The sequence below is a fragment of the uncultured Azonexus sp. genome, from assembly GCF_937982035.1.
Lineage (GTDB): Bacteria > Pseudomonadota > Gammaproteobacteria > Burkholderiales > Rhodocyclaceae > Azonexus.
The window spans coordinates 1-18,585 of the sequence record NZ_CALJNI010000010.1 but is presented as its reverse complement, the minus strand read 5'-3'; the positions used below and the strand labels follow the sequence as shown (position 1 = coordinate 18,585).

The 18,585-nt window shown below is 67.1% G+C and carries 16 protein-coding genes; 12 read left to right on the top strand and 4 right to left on the bottom strand.

All coding sequences use genetic code 11. From position 1 onward, the window contains the following. Nucleotides 1-4 precede the first annotated feature (4 nt). Genes Q0799_RS08310 through Q0799_RS08300 form a run of 3 tightly spaced genes read right to left on the bottom strand, consistent with a single transcriptional unit; the run spans nt 5 to nt 4,493 of the window. Nucleotides 5-2,866 carry a transporter substrate-binding domain-containing protein gene (locus tag Q0799_RS08310; RefSeq protein WP_298396965.1) on the bottom strand — a complete coding sequence of 954 codons (2,862 nt, stop codon included), beginning with the start codon at nt 2,864-2,866 and terminating at the stop codon, nt 5-7. An 8-nt stretch (nt 2,867-2,874) separates the two neighbouring features. Further along, a complete protein-coding gene (locus Q0799_RS08305) occupies nt 2,875-3,789 on the bottom strand; it encodes a hydrogen peroxide-inducible genes activator (RefSeq protein ID WP_298396962.1) in 915 nt (304 codons plus the stop codon). Then, nucleotides 3,786-4,493 (bottom strand): 16S rRNA pseudouridine(516) synthase, encoded by a 708-nt coding sequence (locus tag Q0799_RS08300; protein WP_298396960.1) that lies wholly within the window; start codon nt 4,491-4,493, stop codon nt 3,786-3,788. The genes Q0799_RS08305 and Q0799_RS08300 overlap by 4 nt, the downstream gene beginning before the upstream one ends. A gap of 22 nt (nt 4,494-4,515) precedes the next feature. Between Q0799_RS08300 and Q0799_RS08295 the strand changes: the two genes are divergently transcribed. The 12 genes from Q0799_RS08295 to Q0799_RS08240 are packed head-to-tail and all read left to right on the top strand — an operon-like array spanning nt 4,516 to nt 16,847. Then, a complete protein-coding gene (locus tag Q0799_RS08295; RefSeq protein WP_298396957.1) occupies nt 4,516-4,986 on the top strand; it encodes an SRPBCC family protein in 471 nt (156 codons plus the stop codon). A gap of 17 nt (nt 4,987-5,003) precedes the next feature. Then, nucleotides 5,004-7,688, top strand: a complete 2,685-nt coding sequence (locus tag Q0799_RS08290; RefSeq protein ID WP_298396954.1) for a cation-transporting P-type ATPase — start codon at nt 5,004-5,006, stop codon at nt 7,686-7,688. A gap of 46 nt (nt 7,689-7,734) precedes the next feature. Continuing rightward, entirely contained in the window at nt 7,735-8,241 is a 507-nt protein-coding gene (locus tag Q0799_RS08285; protein ID WP_298396951.1) for a Na+/H+ antiporter subunit E, read from the top strand. Continuing rightward, a complete protein-coding gene (locus Q0799_RS08280) occupies nt 8,238-8,528 on the top strand; it encodes a monovalent cation/H+ antiporter complex subunit F (protein WP_298396948.1) in 291 nt (96 codons plus the stop codon). The genes Q0799_RS08285 and Q0799_RS08280 overlap by 4 nt, the downstream gene beginning before the upstream one ends. Further along, complete coding sequence (locus tag Q0799_RS08275; RefSeq protein ID WP_298396946.1) at nt 8,518-8,835, top strand: monovalent cation/H(+) antiporter subunit G; 318 nt, start codon at nt 8,518-8,520, stop codon at nt 8,833-8,835. The genes Q0799_RS08280 and Q0799_RS08275 overlap by 11 nt, the downstream gene beginning before the upstream one ends. After that, nucleotides 8,832-9,095 carry a DUF4040 domain-containing protein gene (locus tag Q0799_RS08270; protein WP_298396944.1) on the top strand — a complete coding sequence of 88 codons (264 nt, stop codon included), beginning with the start codon at nt 8,832-8,834 and terminating at the stop codon, nt 9,093-9,095. Before Q0799_RS08275 ends, Q0799_RS08270 begins: the two co-directional genes overlap by 4 nt. Next, nucleotides 9,092-9,742, top strand: coding sequence for an MnhB domain-containing protein (locus Q0799_RS08265; protein WP_298396943.1), 651 nt, complete (start codon nt 9,092-9,094; stop codon nt 9,740-9,742). Before Q0799_RS08270 ends, Q0799_RS08265 begins: the two co-directional genes overlap by 4 nt. Then, nucleotides 9,739-10,089: an NADH-quinone oxidoreductase subunit K gene (locus Q0799_RS08260; protein ID WP_081700066.1), complete on the top strand. Its 351-nt coding sequence runs from the start codon at nt 9,739-9,741 to the stop codon at nt 10,087-10,089. Before Q0799_RS08265 ends, Q0799_RS08260 begins: the two co-directional genes overlap by 4 nt. Beyond that, a complete protein-coding gene (locus Q0799_RS08255) occupies nt 10,086-11,537 on the top strand; it encodes a proton-conducting transporter membrane subunit (RefSeq protein ID WP_298396932.1) in 1,452 nt (483 codons plus the stop codon). Before Q0799_RS08260 ends, Q0799_RS08255 begins: the two co-directional genes overlap by 4 nt. After that, nucleotides 11,534-13,045 (top strand): proton-conducting transporter membrane subunit, encoded by a 1,512-nt coding sequence (locus Q0799_RS08250; RefSeq protein ID WP_298396930.1) that lies wholly within the window; start codon nt 11,534-11,536, stop codon nt 13,043-13,045. The genes Q0799_RS08255 and Q0799_RS08250 overlap by 4 nt, the downstream gene beginning before the upstream one ends. Continuing rightward, nucleotides 13,042-13,404, top strand: a complete 363-nt coding sequence (locus Q0799_RS08245; protein ID WP_298396927.1) for a hypothetical protein — start codon at nt 13,042-13,044, stop codon at nt 13,402-13,404. Before Q0799_RS08250 ends, Q0799_RS08245 begins: the two co-directional genes overlap by 4 nt. Then, nucleotides 13,401-16,847, top strand: coding sequence for an ATP-binding protein (locus tag Q0799_RS08240; RefSeq protein WP_298396924.1), 3,447 nt, complete (start codon nt 13,401-13,403; stop codon nt 16,845-16,847). Before Q0799_RS08245 ends, Q0799_RS08240 begins: the two co-directional genes overlap by 4 nt. Nucleotides 16,848-16,877: 30 nt before the next feature. Here the strand turns inward: Q0799_RS08240 and Q0799_RS08235 are convergent, their stop codons facing one another. Beyond that, a complete protein-coding gene (locus tag Q0799_RS08235; protein ID WP_298397016.1) occupies nt 16,878-18,494 on the bottom strand; it encodes an ABC-F family ATPase in 1,617 nt (538 codons plus the stop codon). Nucleotides 18,495-18,585 lie beyond the last annotated feature (91 nt).

Here is an 18,585-nt window from a genome sequence, read left to right as displayed (position 1 = left end):
GCGCTCAGCCCGCCGCCCGCCCCCGACGCAACCACTCGAGCACGGTTTCGTAGAGCAGGACCGGATCGACCGGCTTGGCGATGAAATCGACCATGCCGGCATCCCGGCAGCGTTGCTGGTCTTCGATAAAGGCGTTGGCCGTCATCGCCACCACCGGGGTCGTGAATTCCGGCATCTGTTGCAGGCGTGCCAGCGCTTCGAGGCCGCCCAGGCGCGGCATCTGCAGGTCCATCAGGATCAGGGCAAACGGCCGGCGGGCCTGGGCCACCTTGTCCACTGCCACCAACCCGTCGTCGGCCACCTCGACCTCGAGCCCGGCCATCTGCAGCAATTCGACGGCAACTTCCTGATTGATCGGATCGTCTTCGACGACCAGAACACGGCTACCCAGGAATTCGGCCCGCAACACCTGGTCGGCGCGTAAGGCGCCGCCGGTCGGTTTGGGCAGCGGCTGTGCCGCCTCGCCCACAGCCAGACGGGCAGTAAACCAGAAACGGCTACCCTGCCCGACCTCGCTCTCGACCCCGGCATCACCGCCCATCAGGCGGGCCAGGCGCCGGGTGATCGCCAGGCCCAGCCCGGTGCCGCCGAAACGCCGGGCGGTCGAGTTGTCGGCCTGATGAAAGGACTGGAACAACTCTGGCAGTACTTCCGGAACGATCCCGATCCCGGTGTCGGCAACCGTGAATCGCAGGACGGCGGCACCGTCCTCAACGCGCTCGCAGTCGATCGACAGCTCGACACTGCCGCGCTCGGTGAATTTGACGGCATTGCTGGCCAGGTTCAGGAAGGCCTGGATCAGTCGTCCGCCATCGCCCTGCAAGCCGGCCGGCATGTCACCGACCCGGTGCCGCAGTTCGATGCCTTTGGCGTTCGCCTGCACCGCCAGCATGGAGACGATGTTGTCCATGATGCCGGCTGGTTCAAGCGGCCGTTGCTCCAGTTGCAGCTTGCCGGCATCGATCTTGGAGATGTCGAGCAGGTCGTTGATGATCGCCAGCAGGTGTCGTGCCGCCTCGTCGATCTTGTCCAGCCGGTCGATCAGTTCCGGTTCGGCGAGCCTGCGGCGGAGCACATGCGACATGCCGATGATGGCATTCATCGGCGTGCGGATTTCGTGACTCATGTTGGCCAGGAACGCGCTCTTGGCCCGATTGGCGCTCTCCGCCGCGTCGCGGGCCTGCGCCAGTTGCCGGGTGCGTTCGTCGACAATTTCTTCCAGTTGCTCGCGGTAGCGGCGCAACTCATCGTCGAGCCGCTTTTTATCGGTGATGTCGAAATTGACCCCGATGATCCTGGCCGGCTGCCCTTGATCGTCAAAATGCACCTGGCCGCGCGAGGCGATCCAGCGTATTTCACCATCGGGCCGGACAATACGAAACTCGATCGAGAACGGCTCGCTGCTGTTGAAATGCGCACTGATCGCCTGCAGCACCCCGCTCATGTCGTCCGGATGTACCAACGCCATCCAGTCGCTCTGACGACCGCCGAAGCCGCCCGGTGGCAGCCCGTACATCTCTTCGACTTCGGGCGACCAGCGAGTGAGATCGCTTTTCAGATCGGTTTCCCACAGACCCAGGGCAGCGCTGAGCTGGGCCATGCGCAACTTTTCCTCGCTTTCGCGCAAGCCTTTTTCCGCCTGTCGGCGGCGGGTGATATCGCGCGCAATGCCGAGCACGCCAATCAGTTTGCCCTCGCGATCGCGCATTGGCGTCTTGATCGTTTCCAGCAGCGCCCGTTCGCCACCCTCGGCGAAAGTCACCCATTCCTCGTTGACCGAGGGCTCGCCGGCAACCATGGCCTTGCGGTCATGTTCGCGGAAGAAATCGGCCAGTTCCTTGTCGACGAAATCGTAATCGGTCCGCCCCACAATCTCGGCCTCGGTCGCGCCGAAGAACTGCTCGAAGCGACGATTACAGGCCAGGTAGGTCCCTTCGACATCCTTCAGCCAGACCAGGTCGGGAATCGTGCTGACGACGGTATTCAGCTGCGCCCGCCGCATTTCCAGCTCCGCCGTGCGCTGGCTGACCACCCGGCGCAACAGGAAAATCCAGAGAGCCAGCACAGCGCCAAGCAGCAACAGCGCGGCCAGACCGAAGCCGACAAAACGGGCGTACGGCGCCAGCGACAAACGCTTGCCCATCCATTTGTCGTTGAGCGCGGCCAGTTCCTCCTTGCTGATCGAGGCCATGCCGGCTTCAACCAAGGCCAGCAGTTCGCCGTCGCCCTTACGCACGCCCCGGTGCATTTCCCCGCGATACAACTCGAAAGCCTGCCGGAACTGATCCTGAACCTTGAAGCGGTAGAGGTAATAGGCGGCCGGCGCTTCGTCGAGGCAGAACAGCTTGATTTCCTGGTCGATCGCCGCCTGGATCATCTGTGAATAATCGCGGTAATGCTGCAAGGTCGTGATACCCCGGGCCGCCAGCACCTCGCCGCAGGCATCGCCCTCCTCGACCCCGATCAGGAAACCCTTGAGCGTTGCCGGGCTACCGACGCCACTGATGCTCTCGTGCGTGTAAATGAAGCTGCGCTGGGTCGAATACGGCTGGGAAAACTCATACAGCGGTTCGCGCCCCGGCGTCCGGTAGATGTTCTCGATCACATCGGCTTCGCCGCCCAGGAGGCTGGCCTGGGCATCGGCCCAGTCCATCGCCTTGAGTTCGACGGGAATGCCGGTCTTGCGCTCCCACAGGCGCCACAGATCGACGGTATAGCCCTCCGGGTGACCGTCGGCGCTGAGAAACAGATAAGGCGGGAAGTTCCTGTCGCCGACCACGCGAATGCGCTCCGGCGTCGCCTGGACCATGCCCGACAGGACCGTCCCCAGCAGGAACGTCAGCAGGAGGACAGTCAGGCGTTTCACGTGAAACCTCAGCGGTGCGGGGTGGCGCCGGGTAGCTGGCAGGACAGGACGGCGGCCCGCAACACGTCGATGGCCTGGGGTCGCGGATAGGTCACCCGCCAGACCAGGCCGACCGTCCGTGCCGGCGGCGGGCCGGCAAACGGTAGCACGCGCACCATCGGCTCCTTGTCGATCAGCGGGTCGGCGGCGGTACTCGGCATCACGGCGACGCCGGCGCCGCTGGCAACCATGTAGCGGATGGTTTCCAGCGAACTGCCTTCCAGCGAGTGGTCCAGCGCATCCTGACCGCTCAGGCGCGGGCAGGATTCCAGCACCTGATCGCGGAAGCAGTTGCCCTGGCCGAGCAGCAACAGGTTCTGGCCGTCGAGTTCGTCGGCCGGAATGTCTTCGCGTCCGACCCAGTCGTGCCCGGCCGGGACGACGACGCGGAAAGGCTCGTCATAGACCGGCTGGGCGACCAGCCCCGGTTCGGCAAAGGGCAGCGCGATGACGATCACGTCGAGCTCGCCGGACTTCAACGCCGGGATCAGGTTGGCCGTGAAATCCTCCTTGAGGAACAGCGGCATTTTCGGCGCCAGCCGGCTCAACGCCGGAATCAGCTGCGGCAGCAGGTAAGGCGCGATGGTGTAGATGATGCCGACACGCAACTGACCGCTCATCGGATCGCCGGTGGCTTCGGCGATTTCCTCGAGCTTGACCGCTTCGTCGAGGACGCGCTTGGCCTGCTCGACGATGCGTTCGCCGAGCGCGGTGATGCGCACGTCGCTGGCGGTGCGCTCGAACAGCGCGGTACCGATCTGTCCTTCAACCTTCTTCAGGGCCACCGACAACGTCGGCTGGCTGACATGGCAGGCTTCCGCCGCTCGCCCGAAATGGCGCTCGCGCGCCAGGGCGACGATGTAACGCATTTCGGTCAGGGTCATGGCGACACCCCCAGTTGTTTCATGTCCTCGGCGTCCAGCCAGCGCCATTCGCCCGGCTTGAGGCCGTCAGGCAGGCGCAGATCGGCCAGCGCCTCGCGATGCAGTGACTCGACCCGGTTACCGACGGCGGCGACCATGCGCTTGACCTGATGGTATTTGCCTTCGGTCACCGTCAGGCGCAACCGATGATCGTCGACGATCTCGGCGGCAGCCGCGGCAATCGGCGCCGGCTCGTCGTGAAGCAGCACGCCGGCGAGCAATTGTTCGATCTGGGCAGCGTCGAGCGCGTGCTTGACCGTCGCCAGATAAACCTTGGGCACCTTGCGCTTGCCCGAGGACAGTTGATGATTGAGTTGCCCGTCGTCGGTGATCAGCAGCAGGCCGGTGGTGTCTTCGTCGAGCCGGCCGATCGGCTGGACGCCGCGCTCACGCAGCGGCAGGGGCAGCAGTTCGAGCACCGAGGGATGATGCTGCGGCTTGCGCGAGCATTCGTAACCGGCGGGTTTGTAGAGCAGCAGGCTGGCCTGCTCGCGGAACGGCCAGTCGGTCCCGTCGACGGAAAAAACCAGCCCGTCGGTGGCGAGATCGGCAAAGGGGTCGTCGACAATCTGCCCGGCGACGCTCACCCGTTCGCGCCGGATCATGGCGCGGCAGGCCTTGCGGGTGCCGAAGCCGTGGCTTTGGAGGATACGTTCAAGTTGCATGTGAGGATGCTACCATCGGCGCATGAACTTCGAACATCTGATTGCCATAAACGACCCCGGCAACCCGCTGGTCATGCAACTGACGCGCCGCCAACTTTGGCTCGGCCTGCTCCAGCGCGTCGACAATCCGCTGCTGTTCCTGCCCGGGCTGGCCGATTTCACCATGCTCGAGCGGCAAGCCGACAGCGCCGTGCGCGAACTCGATTTCGGCGCCGCCCGCATCCGCGACCGCGTCACCCTGACCGAGGAACAGGCGGTCCGCTTCGACATCGAACCGAGCGAAGTACAACCCGGCGGCAGCCTGACCATCCGCATCGAGGAACCGCACGACGGCCATCTCTTCCTGCGCTTCAGCTACGTCACCGGACTGGCGATCGAGGCCGGGAGCGAGGAGGCGGCCTACATCGAGTACGTCAAATCCGCCTACCACCAGTCCGATCTCGACTGCGTCCGCATCATCCGCACCCTTGCCGCCGAGGGTACCTGCCAGTAAGCATTCCCGGAGGCCCCGTGACCCCGCCACATCGTACCCCGCCCCACGCCCTGAACACCGACCGGGTCCTCGCCGACCTGACCGCCGACGCCAACGGCCTGAGTACGCAGGAAGCCGCCCGCCGTCTCGCCGAAACCGGTCCCAACCGCCTCCCCGCGCCGCCGCGAGACAGCCTGTTCAAGCGCTTCTTCAAGCACTTCCACGACATCCTCATCTACATCCTGCTGATCGCCGCCGGCATCACCGCGCTGCTCGGTCACTGGATCGACACCGGCGTCATCGTCGGCGTCGTCGTCATCAACGCGATCATCGGCTTCATCCAGGAAGGCAAGGCCGAGGAAGCCCTGGCCGGCATCCGCAAGATGCTGTCGGCCAGCGCCCAGGTCCGGCGCCAGGGCGAATGGACGCAGATCGACGCCGACGGCCTGGTGCCGGGCGACATCGTCCGCCTGAAATCGGGCGACCGGGTCCCGGCCGACCTGCGCCTGCTCGAAGCGACCAACCTGCGCATCGAGGAATCGGCGCTGACCGGCGAATCGGTGCCCAGCGACAAGAGCGCCGACCCGGTCGCCGCCGACGCCGGCATCGGCGACCGCTTCTGCATGGCCTATTCCGGCACCCTGGTCGCCGCCGGCCGGGGCCTGGGCGTGGTCACTGCCACCGGCCCGAACACCGAGATCGGCCGCATCAATCGCCTGATCGCCGAAGTCGAAACCCTGCAGACGCCGCTGACCCGGCAGATGGCGCAGTTCAGCAAGCAGTTGTCGGTGGTCATCGTCGGCCTCGCGGCACTGATGGTTGCGGTCGGCATCGGTCTGCATGCCTTCCCGCTCGGCGAAGTCTTCCTCGCCGCCATCGGCTTCGCCGTCGCCGCCATTCCCGAAGGCCTGCCGGCCATCCTGACCATCACGCTGGCCCTCGGCGTGCAGCGTATGGCCCGCTGCAACGCGATCACCCGCAAGCTGACCGCGGTCGAAACGCTGGGTTCGGTGACCGTCGTCTGCTCGGACAAGACCGGCACGCTGACCAAGAACGAAATGACCGCCCGCCACGTCATCACCCGCGCCGGCAACTACCTGGTCAGCGGCACCGGCTACGCGCCGCAAGGCCAGATCACGCTCGACGGGCAACTGATCGAACTGGCCGGGCACGCGCACCTGCACGCGCTGATCGAAGTCGTCGCCGTCGCCAACGACACCCACGTCGCCGAGGACGGCGGCCAGTGGCGAGTGACCGGCGAACCGACCGAAGGCGCGCTGCGCACGCTGGCGCACAAGGCCGGATTCTCGGCCGACCGGCACACCCGGCATGCGACCATTCCCTTCGAGTCGGTCAACAAATTCATGGCGACGCTGGCCGACACCCCGTCCGGCCTGCGCCGTATCCTGTTGAAGGGCGCGCCCGACCGCCTGCTTGACCGCTGCGCCGAAGAACTGGGCGCCGACGGCACACCGCAGGCGCTCGACCGCGCCTACTGGGAGCACGAGATCGACCGGCTCAGCCAGGAAGGCCTGCGCGTGCTCGCCGCCGCTGCCCGTCCCGTGGACGACGGTCGCCAGCATCTGGACATCGACGACCTCGACAGCGGCATGATTTTCCTCGGCCTGGTCGGCATCATCGACCCGCCGCGACCGGAGGCCATCCAGGCCATCGCCTCGTGTCACGGCGCCGGCATCCGGGTCAAGATGATCACCGGCGACCACGCCGGCACCGCCCGCGCCATCGGCATCGAGATGGGCATCGGCACGGCCGATACGCTCAAGGTCGTCACCGGTGCCGAACTGGAAGCCGCCGACGACGAAGCGCTGCGCCGCATCGTCCGCGACTGCGACATCTTTGCCCGCACCAGCCCCGAGCACAAGCTGCGCATCGTCACCGCGCTGCAGGCCAATGGCGAGGTCGTCGCCATGACCGGCGACGGCGTCAACGACGCGCCGGCACTGAAACGCGCCGACGTCGGCGTGGCGATGGGCATCAAGGGCACCGAAGCGACCAAGGAAGCCGCCGAAATCGTCCTCGCCGACGACAATTTCTCGTCGATCGAACGTGCCGTCGAGGAAGGCCGGACCATCTACGACAACCTGAAGAAAGCCATCCTGTTCATCCTGCCGACCAACGGCGGCCAGGGCTTCGTGATGCTGGTGGCGGTGCTGTTCGGGCTGACCCTGCCGCTGACCCCGGTGCAGATCCTGTGGGTGAACATGGTCGTCGCCATCACCCTGGCCATGGCCCTGGCCTTCGAACCGGCCGAACCGGGGATCATGCGGCGCCCGCCGCGCAAGCCGGGAACGCCGATCCTCGACCGCACTTTCATCATCCGCCTGGCCATCGTCTCGATGCTCATCGGCGGCGCCACCATCGCCATGTTCGAAGTCGAGCTGGCACTCGGCATGCCGATCGACCTGGCCCGCACCATGGCCGTCAACACGCTGGTCGTCGCCCAGGCCTTCTACCTCTTCAACGCCCGCTTCCTGACCACCTCCAGCCTGCGTCTCGACCTGCTGTTCACCAACCGGGCGGTCTGGCTGGCCGTCGGCGTGCTGTTCCTGCTGCAACTGGCCTTCGTCTACCTGCCGCCGATGAACAGCGCCTTCGGCACGACGCCGCTGGCGCTGCGCCACTGGCTGGTACCGCTGGCGATCGGCGCCGTCGTCTTCCTGATCATGGAAATGGAAAAGCGCTGGCTGGTGGGAACGCGCTGAGCCGCCACCGGTCTGTTGTAGAAACCCATCGGATACCGGCCCGCTCATGACACCCCGCCAACAGTTCAGCTCCGCCGCGACAAGCCGCAGCGCCCTGCGCCGGGCCGGCTTCTTCGCGCTGCTCTGGCTGGTAGCGGCCGAAGGCAACCTGAACGCCTGGCCGCTGGCACTGGCCGGCGTTGCCGGCGCCACCGCCGCCAGCCTGTGGCTGCTGCCGGCGAAGACCCTGCCGCCGATCTCGGCGGGCGGACTGCTCCGTTTCCTCGCCTGGTTCGTCCGCCAGTCACTGGCCGGCGGCGTCCAGGTCGCCTGGCTGGCGCTGCAGCGACGGCCGGACTGGCAACCGGCGCTGATCGAAGTGCCGCTGACCTTGCCGCCGGGCCTGCCGCGCCTGCTGTTCACCGCCGCCCTGAGCCTGATGCCGGGCACGCTCGGGGTGCGCCTGCAGGGCGACACCCTGCTCGTCCATGTCCTCGACCGGCGGCAACCGCTCGCCGACGATGCCGCCCGCCTGGCCAATCGCGTCGCCGCCGTCTTCGGGGAGGCACGATGAACCTCGACATCGCTGCGCTCAGCCTGGGACTGGCCATCTTCCTGCTGCTCAACCTGATCGCCGCGCTGTGGCGCGCGGCGCGCGGCCCGAGCCCGGCCGACCGCATGCTGGCGGCGCTGCTGTTCGGCAGCACCGGCGTCGGCATCCTCGTCCTGCTGGCCTTTGCCGGCGGCCACCCGGCGCTGGTCGACGTCGCCCTGACGCTGGCCCTGCTCGCCGCCATCAGCGGCATCGCCTTCGCCCAGCGCGCCTGGCAGAAACCCGGGGAGGAAGACGATGCTGCCTGACCTGCTCTCCGCCCTGCTCCTGCTCGCCGGCGCCGCCTTCTTCTTCGCCGGCACGGTCGGTCTGCTGCGTTTTCCCGACATCTACACCCGCCTGCACGCGCTGGCCAAGGCCGACAACCTCGGGCTCGGCTGCGTGCTCGCCGGCCTGGCGCTGCAGGCCGACAGCCTGGCCGTGGCACTGAAACTGCTGGCGATCTGGCCGCTGGCGCTGATCGCCAGCGCCGCCGTCGGCTACAGCATCGCCCGCCGCGCCGCACGCCTGGGCGTTGCGCCCTGGCAGGAGACGCAAAAGGAGCGGCAGCCGTGAGCACCGCCTTCGACCTGCTGCTCGCCGCCGCCCTGCTGTGGAGCGCCTGGCGTACGCTGGCGACGCCGCAGATCGGCCGGGCGGTGATCCTGTTCATCGTTTTCGGCCTCTTGCTGACACTGGTCTGGGCCCGTCTCGACGCCCCCGACATCGCACTCGCCGAAGCCGCCATCGGCGCCGGCCTGACCGGCGCCCTGCTGCTCGACGCGGTCGCCGCGCTGCGCGCCCGCCGACCGGACGACGAGGAACCGCGATCATGAATCCGCCGATCCGCAGCCTGACCGTCGTCGCCCTGCTCGGCCTCGCCGCCGCGCTGCTGGTCGCCGTGCTCGGCCTGCCGCCGGCACCGGTCAAGCTGGCCGGGGAAGTCGCCGCCAACCTCGGCGCCAGCGGCGTCAGCCACCCGGTCACCGCCGTGCTGCTCAATTTCCGCGGCTACGACACCTTCCTCGAAGTCGCCGTCCTGATCATCGCTCTGCTCGGCATGCTCGCCGCCGGCCTGCCGCCGCCACCGCCGACCGGCAGCCGCAACGCCATGCTGCCGACGCTGGCCCGCCTGGCCGTACCGTTGATGGTGCTGGCCGCCGTCTATCTGCTGTGGGCCGGTGCCTTCCGCCCCGGCGGTGCCTTCCAGGCCGCCGCCGTGCTCGCCGCCGCGGCGGTGCTGCTGCACCTGGCCGAAATCCTCGCCCCCTGGCCACGCGACCGGCGCGGCCCCCGGCTGGCGATCGCCGGCGGCTTCCTGCTCTTTCTCGCCATTGCCGCCGCGTTGCTGGCCAACGGCGGCCTGCTGCGCTACCCGCCGGAACACGCCGGCCTGCTGATCGTGCTGATCGAGAGCGGGCTGACCGTCTCGCTGGCGGTCAATCTGGCCGCCTTCTTCCTGCTCCGGACGGACAAGGCATGAGCGCCGGCCTGATCTACGCCGCCACCGGCTGCCTGCTGTTCGTCCTCGGGCTCGGCGGCGTGCTGCTGCTCAAGGCCTTGTTGCGCCGCATCCTCGCCTTCAACCTGATGGGCAGCGGCGCCTTCCTGGTGCTGGTCGGGCTGGCCCAGCGCGACGGCACGCCGGACCCGGTGCCGCAAGCCATGGTGCTGACCGGCATCGTCGTCGCCGTGGCCGCCACCGCGCTGGCGCTGACCCTGGCCCGGCGCTGGCATGCGCTGACCGGGCGCGAGGACATCGCTCGCGTCGGCGACGCCGGCAGCCGGGCGCGGCGCATGGCCAACGACAGACGGAAGGTCGGCCGATGACCCCGTTGCTCGATCCGCTCGCCTGGCTGATCCTGCTGCCATTGTTGTGGGCAACGCTGGCTTTCGTCGCCGCCGACCGCCATGGACCGATACTGGCGCTGGCCGGCATCGGCGGCCAGCTGCTGTGCGTCATCGCGCTGGCCAGCGACGTTGCCAGTCACGGCAGCAGCGGCCACCTGGCCGGCGGCTGGGCCGAGCCGCTGGGTATCCGCCTGGTCGCCGACGGCCTGTCGCTGGTCATGCTGCTGCTCACCCAGGGCGTCGCGCTGGCGCTGGCGCTCTACGCCCGCAGCTATTTCAGCCGGGCGACGCCGCCGGCCTTCTGGCCGCTGACCGGCTTCCTCTTGGCCGGCATGAATGCGCTCTTCCTCTCCGGCGACCTGTTCAACCTCTACGTGACGCTGGAACTGGTCGGCCTGGCCGCCGTCGGGCTGGTCGCCGCCGGCGGCGGCGCAGCGCAGATCGCCGCCGCCTTGCGCTACCTGCTGGCGACGCTGGTCGGCTCGGGCGCCTACCTGTTCGGCGTGGCGCTGATCTACGGCAGTTACGGCACCGTCTCGGCCAGCCTGCTCGGAACCCTGATCACCGCCGAAGCACCGCTCGCCGTATGGCTGGCCGGCGGCCTGATGCTGACCGGGCTGCTGCTGAAGACCGCCCTGCTGCCCTTCCACTTCTGGCTGCCGCCGGCCCACGGCGGCGCCCCGGCGCCGGTATCGGCGCTGCTCTCGGCGCTGGTGGTCAAGGCCTCGTTCTACCTCTTCCTGCGTCTCTGGCTCGGCCCCTTCGCCGCGCTGACCGAGGCCCTGCCGGCGCTCGCCCAGGTGCCGGCCGCGCTCGGCGCCGCCGCCATCCTCTGGGGGTCGTGGCGAGCCATCCGCGCCGACCGGTTGAAGATGCTGGTTGCCTATTCGACGGTCGCCCAGCTCGGCTACCTGTTCCTGATTTTCCCGCTGCTCGGCACCGGCGCCCTGGCACTGCAGGCCGGTATCCTGCAAGCGACGGCGCACGGTCTGGCGAAGGCGGCGATGTTCGTCGCCGCCGGCACGCTGATCAAGGTCAGCGGCAGCGACCGGGTGCTCGGCGTCGCCGGTGCGGCCGCGCATCTGCCGGTGACCTTGTTCGCCTTCGCGCTGGCCGGAGTGACACTGATGGGCCTGCCGCCGTCGGGCGGTTTCCTGGCCAAGTGGCTGCTGATCGACGCCGCGCTCGTCGCCGGTCAGCCGTGGATTGTCGTCGTCGCGCTCAGCGGTGGCCTGCTTGCCGGCATCTACGTGTTCCGCGTGCTGCGCCTGGCTTTCCGCCGCCCGACCGCGCACGACGATGTGCCGCTGCCGCAGCGGCCGGCGGCGCTGCTCGAATGGACGGCGTTCGCGCTGGCCGCCGGCAGCGTGCTGATCGGCCTAGGCGCGGCCCCGCTGCTCGCCCTGATCGCCGGAGTCCAGCCATGACCAGCAACCAGTGGCTGCCGCTGGCCGTGATCGCCTCGTCGCTGTTACCGGGGCTGATCATCTTCGCCCTGCCGGAAAAGCGCGTCGCCCTGCGCACTGCGCTCAACCTCGCCGGGGCGCTGGCCAAGGCCGGGCTGGTCGGGCTGCTCATTGCCGGCGTCGCCGCCGGTGAGGAATACGGCCTGCGCCATGCCATCGCCCCCGGCATCGAAATCGTCTTCAAGGCCGACGCCCTGGCCCTGCTCTTCGTCACACTGTCGGCGGTGCTGTGGCTGTTCACCACCCTATACGCCATCGGCTACCTCGAACACGCGCCGCATCGCAGCCGTTTCTTCGGTTTCTTCAGCCTGTGCGTCACCGCGACCATGGGCATCGCCATGGCCGGCAACCTGTTTACCTTCTTCGTCTTCTACGAGTTGCTGACGCTGGCCACCTTCCCGCTGGTCGTCCATCGCGGCACGCCGCAGGCCATGCGCGGCGGCAGCATCTACCTCGCCTACACCCTGGCCGGCGGCGCCGCGCTGCTCGCCGGCATCGTCTGGCTCGACCACCTGGCCGGCCCCGGCGAATTCACCCAGGGCGGCCTGCTCGCCGCCATCCCGGGACTCGACCCGCTGACCCTGCAGCTGATTTTCGCGCTGCTGATCGCCGGGGTCGGCGTCAAGGCCGCCATCGTCCCGCTGCACGGCTGGCTGCCGCAGGCGATGGTCGCCCCTGCGCCGGTCTCGGCGCTGCTGCATGCGGTCGCGGTGGTCAAGGCCGGCGCCTTCGGCATCGTCCGCATCGTCTATGAAATCTACGGCGTCGAGTTCGCCCAGTCGCTCGGCCTGCTGCTGCCGCTGGCCGTCATCGCCGCCGTCACCATTCTTTGGGGAAGCGGCCGGGCACTGTTCCAGAACGATCTGAAGAAGCGCCTGGCTTTCTCGACCGTCAGCCAGGTTTCCTACATCGTCCTCGGTGTCGCGCTGTTCGGGCCGCTCGGCACCATCGGCGGCCTCGTCCACCTAGTCCATCAGGGCATCATGAAGATCACCCTGTTCTTCTGCGCCGGCAATTACGCCGAGACCCTGGGCATCCACAAGGTCAGCGAAATGGACGGCGTTGGCCGGCGCATGCCGCTGACCACGCTGGCCTTCACCATCGGCGCCCTGGGCATGATGGGCGCCCCGCTGACCGCCGGTGCGGTGAGCAAGGCCTGGTTGTCCGACGGCGCCAGCGCCGCCGGCATGGACTGGGCGATCTGGGTGCTGTGGGGGTCGAGCCTGCTCAACGCCGCCTATTTCCTGCCCATCCTCCACCGCGCCTGGCTCAAATTGCCGCCGCCCGACTGGCCGCACGAGGAAATCCACCCGGTCGGCCGTCGCGAAACCGCCTGGCTGCTGCTTCTGCCGCCGCTGTTCACGGCCGCGCTGACGGTTGCCGTCGCCCTGTTCGCCGATAGCAGTTTTAGCCCGCTGGCCTGGGTGCGCTTGATTGCCGAGCGGGAATACCCGAACATCTCGCCATGAACCTGAATTCCCTCCTCGGCGCACGCCCCAAACCCCTGGCCCAGATCGGCATCTGGGCGGCCGCCATCGTCGTCACCGGCCTGATCGGTTACCTGCGCATGAACAGCCCGGCCAGCCATGAATTCCACCTGTTCTTCCTGCTGCCGGTCGCTGCCGTCGCCTGGTTCATCAACCTGCCACGCGCCGCCATGCTGGCCGTGCTGGCTGCCGTGCTGTGGTACCTCGCCGAACGGCAACTGAGCGCCGGCGGCCTCGAACGCGGCCCGCTGCTGTTCAACACGCTGCAGCGCCTCGTCCTGCTGGTCGGCTTTGCCTGGCTGCTCGACCGCCTACGCAAAGGACTGGGCCAGCAACCGTGAATCCCTTCCGCAACCTTGCCGCCGGCACCTGGTTGCAACTGCTGGCCATCGCCATCGGCGGCTGGCTGCTGGCCATTGTGCTCACCCATATCGATCGCCAGCAGGTCGAAGCACTCAACCTGCAACAGACCGAGATGCAGCTACGCTCGGCGGCGCTGCGCCTCGAACGCGACCTGCAGCATCACAAACAGATTCACTACGATTTCGCCGCCACCCTACCGGCCGACCTCAACTTCGACGAAGCCCGCCTGCGCGAACTCTCCGACAAGCTGATCCGCGAACACCGCAACGTCATCAACCTGACGCTGTCGCGTCATTACGAGGTGGTCTTCGTCCATCCCTTCGCCGGCAACGAAGCCGTCCACGGGATGAATTACGCCAACCGGCCCTACATCATGACCGGCATCGAGCGCATGCTGGCCGTCCGCGACACGGTGCTGACCGGACCGATCAACCTGGTGCAGAGCGGCCGCCCCGCCCTGGTCAGCCGTACGCCGATCTATTTTTCCGTCGGCGAAGGCGAGGCGGAGCAATTCCGGGGCGTCGTCTCCTCGGCCATCGACCTTGACGGCGCACTCGGCGATGCCGGCTTGATCGGTCGCGACAGCGCCTTCGCCCTGGCCATTCGCGGCCGCGACGGCTCCGGTGCCAACGGCGAGGTGTTTTACGGCGATCCCGCGCTGTTCAAGCAGGCGCATGTCGCCATCGACGTCAATCTGCCCGGCGGTGAATGGCGACTGGCCGCCCAGCCGCTGGCCGGCGACCCTTACAACACCCTGCGCCAGTGGTTGACCCGTGGCGTGATTGCCTTGCTGACCCTGGCCCTGATGCTGCGCCAGTTGTTCCGCCACCGCAACGACAATCCGGTCACCCGGGTCGGCCGCATCGGGCTGCGCACCTTCCTGATCGGCTCCCTGCTGCTCGTGCTGCTGCCCATCGTCGTCGTCAGCGGCTGGATTTCCTACGTCAATGCCCGCCAGGCCGCCGACCGCTTCGCCCAGAACATGGCCGACGCCCTCGGCGAGCGCATCCATGACCGGGTCGCGGCCTTTTTCGAGGTCCCCAGACGGGTCGTCGCCTTCAATGTCGAACAGGCCCGGGCCGGTTTGCTCGATCCCGCTCAACCGGAGCGGATGATGCGCGACTTCCTGCTGCAGATTCGCCAGCAACCCTTGCTGACCTTCATCTCCGCCGGCATGGCCGACGGCGAATACTACGCCGGCAGCCGGCCGCCACTCGGCGTCGACCGCGGCCTGCGCCTGCTGCACGCCCGCATCGCCGACAACCGGAGCATGCACATCTACCGGGTCGACGACGCGGCCCGCCCGACCACGCTGGTTGCCCAGGTCAACAGCGCCTTCGATGCGCGCACCCGTCCATGGTTCATCGCCGCCCGCGAAAGCGGCCGCATCGCCTGGTACCCCGCCTACCGCTACGCCATCAACGACGCCCAGGGCGCTTACGACACCATGGGCATCGGCATGTCGTCGCCGCTCCACGATCCGGCCGGTCGCTTCATCGGTGTCACCACCGCCGATGTCGCCCTGTCCCAACTGTCGACCCTGCTTGCCGAAATGAGCGAGGACTCCGGGGGAATCGCCTTCCTCGCCGAAAACAACGGCAAGCTGCTGGCCAGTTCCAGCCCGCACCCGATCTACCTGAGCAATGGGGGAACGACCCGGATCACGCTGGCCGGCAGCGACGATCCCCTGTTGCGCGCCGCCGCCGACGTCATGAACGACGACGGCAAACCCGAAGGCAGTGCCTTCGTGGTCGTCGACAAACGGCGTTACCTGGTCGATTGGCGCCGACACCAGCTGGAACAGGGACAAGCCCTGAGCATCGGCCTGATCCTGCCGCAATCGCATTTCGACACGCTGGCCAGCAGCATGCTGCAGAACGTCATCTATCTCGGCCTGCTGATCACCGGTTTCGGCATTTTCATCGGCCTGCTCGCCAGCGACTGGATCTCGCGCCCGCTGATCCGGCTCTCCGGCGCCGCTGCCGGCATTGCCGGCGGCAACTGGCGCCCCACTGGCGGCGACAGCACCCCGCTGCGCGAAGTCTCCAGCCTCTACGAAGCCATCGACGACATGGCCCGGCAACTGCGCGAGCACACCGACAGTCTCGAACGGCAGGCCGCCGAACTGCGCAGCGGCAACGAACGCATGGAAATCGAGATCGCCGAACGGATGCGTTCGGAAGCGCGCATCCAGGCACTCAACGTCGACCTGGAAATTGCCAACCAGACCCTGCAGCAGGCCAAGGAAGCCGCCGAGTCGGCAAACAAGGCGAAATCCGCCTTCCTCGCCAACATGAGCCACGAACTGCGCACCCCGATGCACGGCATCATGGGCATGATCTCGCTGGTCCGCGCCCGGGTCGCCGACCAGAAGATGCAGCATCAGCTGGATCGCGCCATGGAAGCCGCCAATCGCCTGCTGCTGATCCTCAACGACATCCTCGACCTGTCCAAGATCGAGGCCGAGCACCTCGGCCTGGAAAACACGGAGTTCCGTCTCGATCAGGTGCTCGACAACCTGGCCGACCTGCTGCGTCACAAGGCTGCGGAAAAGCGCCTCGAGTTCCGCATCGATCCTCTGCCGCCCGACGCCGCCGGCAGCTTCAGCGGCGATGCCCTGCGGCTCGGCCAGGTACTCACCAACCTGGTCGGCAATGCCGTCAAATTCACTGAACGCGGCGAAGTCGTCGTCAGCGTCTCGGTCCTCGAATCGACCGCCGACGACAGCCTGCTGCGTTTCGCCATCCGCGACACCGGCATCGGCATCGACCCCGAACACGTACGCCGGCTGTTCAACGCCTTCGAGCAGGCCGACAGCTCGACCACGCGCAAGTACGGCGGCACCGGGCTCGGGCTGGCGATCAGCAAGAAGCTGGTGCACCTGATGGGCGGTGAGATCGGGGTAGACAGCGCACCCGGCCAGGGAAGCTGCTTCTGGTTCACCATCCGCCTGTTCAAGGCGGCAAGCCATGCTCAGCCGACCATCGCCGTGGCACCGGGAGAATCGGCCGAAGCACAACTCGCCCGCCGCTACCGCGGCAGCCGCATCCTGCTCGCCGAAGACGAGCCGATCAACCAGGAAGTCACGCTCGGTTTGCTGGAAGAAACCGGCCTCCGCATCGATCTCGCCAACAACGGCCAGGAAGCCGTCGATCTCGCCCGCCTGACGCCGTATGCATTGATCCTGATGGACATGCAGATGCCGCTGATGAACGGCATCGAAGCCAGCCGCGCCATCCGCGCCGACAGCCTGAACCGCGACACCCCGATCCTGGCCATGACCGCCAATGCCTTCGCCGAAGACCGGCAACGCTGCCTCGACGCCGGCATGAACGACCACATCGGCAAGCCGGTCATCCCGGAACAACTGTTCGCCAGCCTGCTGCACTGGCTGGATGCCCGTAAAAAAGCCGAAGACTGAGCTTCGGCTTGTCAGTGGCGTTAGCCGGGCTTACTCGACGCCCTGCGAGGCCAGGTAGTCCTCGTAGCCGCCGAGGTAATCGACGATGCGGCCGTCGCCCTTGACTTCGAGCACGCGGGTGGCGAGCGAGGAGACGAATTCGCGGTCGTGCGAGACGAAGATCAAGGTACCCGGGAATTTCTCCAGGCCGCTGTTGAGCGCTTCGATCGATTCCATGTCGAGGTGGTTGGTCGGCTCGTCGAGCACCAGCACGTTCGGCTTCTGCAGCATCAGCTTGCCGAACAGCATGCGGCCCTGTTCGCCGCCGGAGATGACGTTGACGGCTTTCTTCTGCTCGTCGCCGGAGAACAGCAGGCGGCCTAGGGTGCCACGGACCAGGGTTTCCAGGTCGCCGCCTTCCTCGACCGAGGCGCGGGCGTAGCCGACGATCCATTCGGTCAGGCTCTGGGTGCCGGCGAACTCGGCGCTGTGGTCCTGGGCGTAGTAACCGGTCTTGGCCTTTTCCGCCCACTTCAGCGTGCCGTACTGCGGCTGCAGTTCGCCCATCAGCAGCTTCAGGAAGGTCGTCTTGCCGACGCCGTTCTCGCCGATCACGGCAATCTTCTCGCCGCCGTTGATGGTCAGCGTCAGGTTGTCGAAGATCTTGCGCTCGCCGCCTTCGTAGGCGAAGGTCAGGTTCTCGATCTCGACCGCCTGGCGGTGCAGCTTCTGCTTCTCGTCGTACTCGAAGCGGATCCACGGATACTGGCGCGACGACGGCTTGACGTCTTCCGGCTTGAGCTTGTCGATCAGTTTCAGACGGCTGGTCGCCTGCTTGGCCTTGGAAGCGTTGGCCGAGAAGCGGCGGACGAAGGTCTGCAGTTCGGCGATCCGTTCCTTGGCCTTGGCGTTCGCCTGCGACTGGCGCTCGCGGGCCTGCTGTGCGGCTTCCATGAAGTCGTCGTAGTTGCCGGCATAGGTGGTGATCTTGCCGTAGTCGAGGTCGGCCATGTGGGTGCAGACCTGATTCAGGAAGTGACGATCGTGGGAGATGATGATCATCGTCGAATCGCGGTTGTTCAGAACCTCTTCCAGCCAGCGGATGGTGTTGATGTCGAGGTTGTTGGTCGGTTCGTCGAGCAGCAGGATGTCCGGGTTGGCAAACAGCGCCTGACAGAGCAGCACGCGCAGCTTCCAGCCCGGTGCGACTTCGCTCATCGGGCCGTTGTGCTGGCTGGTCGGGATGCCGACACCGAGCAGCAGCTCGCCGGCGCGCGATTCAGCGGTGTAGCCGTCGTATTCGCCAACCTTGCCTTCGAGCTCGGCGGCGCGCATGTAGTCGTCTTCAGTCGCTTCCGGGTTGGCGTAGATCGCGTCGCGTTCCTGGATCGCGCTCCACAGCTCCTCGTGGCCCATCATGACCACGTCGAGGACGCGCATGTCCTCGTAGGCGAACTGGTCCTGGCGCAGGTAGGCCATGCGCTCGTGCACGTCCTTGGAGACGTTCCCGGCCGAGGGTTCGAGCGCCCCGCACAGGATCTTCATGAAGGTCGACTTGCCGGCGCCGTTGGCGCCGAGCACACCGATCTTGGCTCCGGGGAAGAAACTGAGGGAGATGTCCTTCAGGACTTCACGGTCGGGCGGATGAAACCGGCCGACCTTGTGCATGGTGTAGATGTACTGGGCGCTCATCGGGGCGAGGCTACCGCTTCCGATGCGATGCGGGGTGGCTGGCCGGTTCGTCATCGGTGGTGGCTTC

Bases quoted from the DNA above. Each gene is read 5' to 3' on its own strand.
- Q0799_RS08305 (WP_298396962.1), bottom strand. From the start codon at position 3,789: ATGACCCTGACCGAAATGCGTTACATCGTCGCCCTGGCGCGCGAGCGC.
- Q0799_RS08300 (WP_298396960.1), bottom strand. From the start codon at position 4,493: ATGCAACTTGAACGTATCCTCCAAAGCCACGGCTTCGGCACCCGCAAG.
- Q0799_RS08295 (WP_298396957.1), top strand. From the start codon at position 4,516: ATGAACTTCGAACATCTGATTGCCATAAACGACCCCGGCAACCCGCTG.
- Q0799_RS08285 (WP_298396951.1), top strand. From the start codon at position 7,735: ATGACACCCCGCCAACAGTTCAGCTCCGCCGCGACAAGCCGCAGCGCC.
- Q0799_RS08280 (WP_298396948.1), top strand. From the start codon at position 8,238: ATGAACCTCGACATCGCTGCGCTCAGCCTGGGACTGGCCATCTTCCTG.
- Q0799_RS08275 (WP_298396946.1), top strand. From the start codon at position 8,518: ATGCTGCCTGACCTGCTCTCCGCCCTGCTCCTGCTCGCCGGCGCCGCC.
- Q0799_RS08265 (WP_298396943.1), top strand. From the start codon at position 9,092: ATGAATCCGCCGATCCGCAGCCTGACCGTCGTCGCCCTGCTCGGCCTC.
- Q0799_RS08260 (WP_081700066.1), top strand. From the start codon at position 9,739: ATGAGCGCCGGCCTGATCTACGCCGCCACCGGCTGCCTGCTGTTCGTC.
- Q0799_RS08255 (WP_298396932.1), top strand. From the start codon at position 10,086: ATGACCCCGTTGCTCGATCCGCTCGCCTGGCTGATCCTGCTGCCATTG.
- Q0799_RS08250 (WP_298396930.1), top strand. From the start codon at position 11,534: ATGACCAGCAACCAGTGGCTGCCGCTGGCCGTGATCGCCTCGTCGCTG.
- Q0799_RS08245 (WP_298396927.1), top strand. From the start codon at position 13,042: ATGAACCTGAATTCCCTCCTCGGCGCACGCCCCAAACCCCTGGCCCAG.
- Q0799_RS08235 (WP_298397016.1), bottom strand. From the start codon at position 18,494: ATGCACAAGGTCGGCCGGTTTCATCCGCCCGACCGTGAAGTCCTGAAG.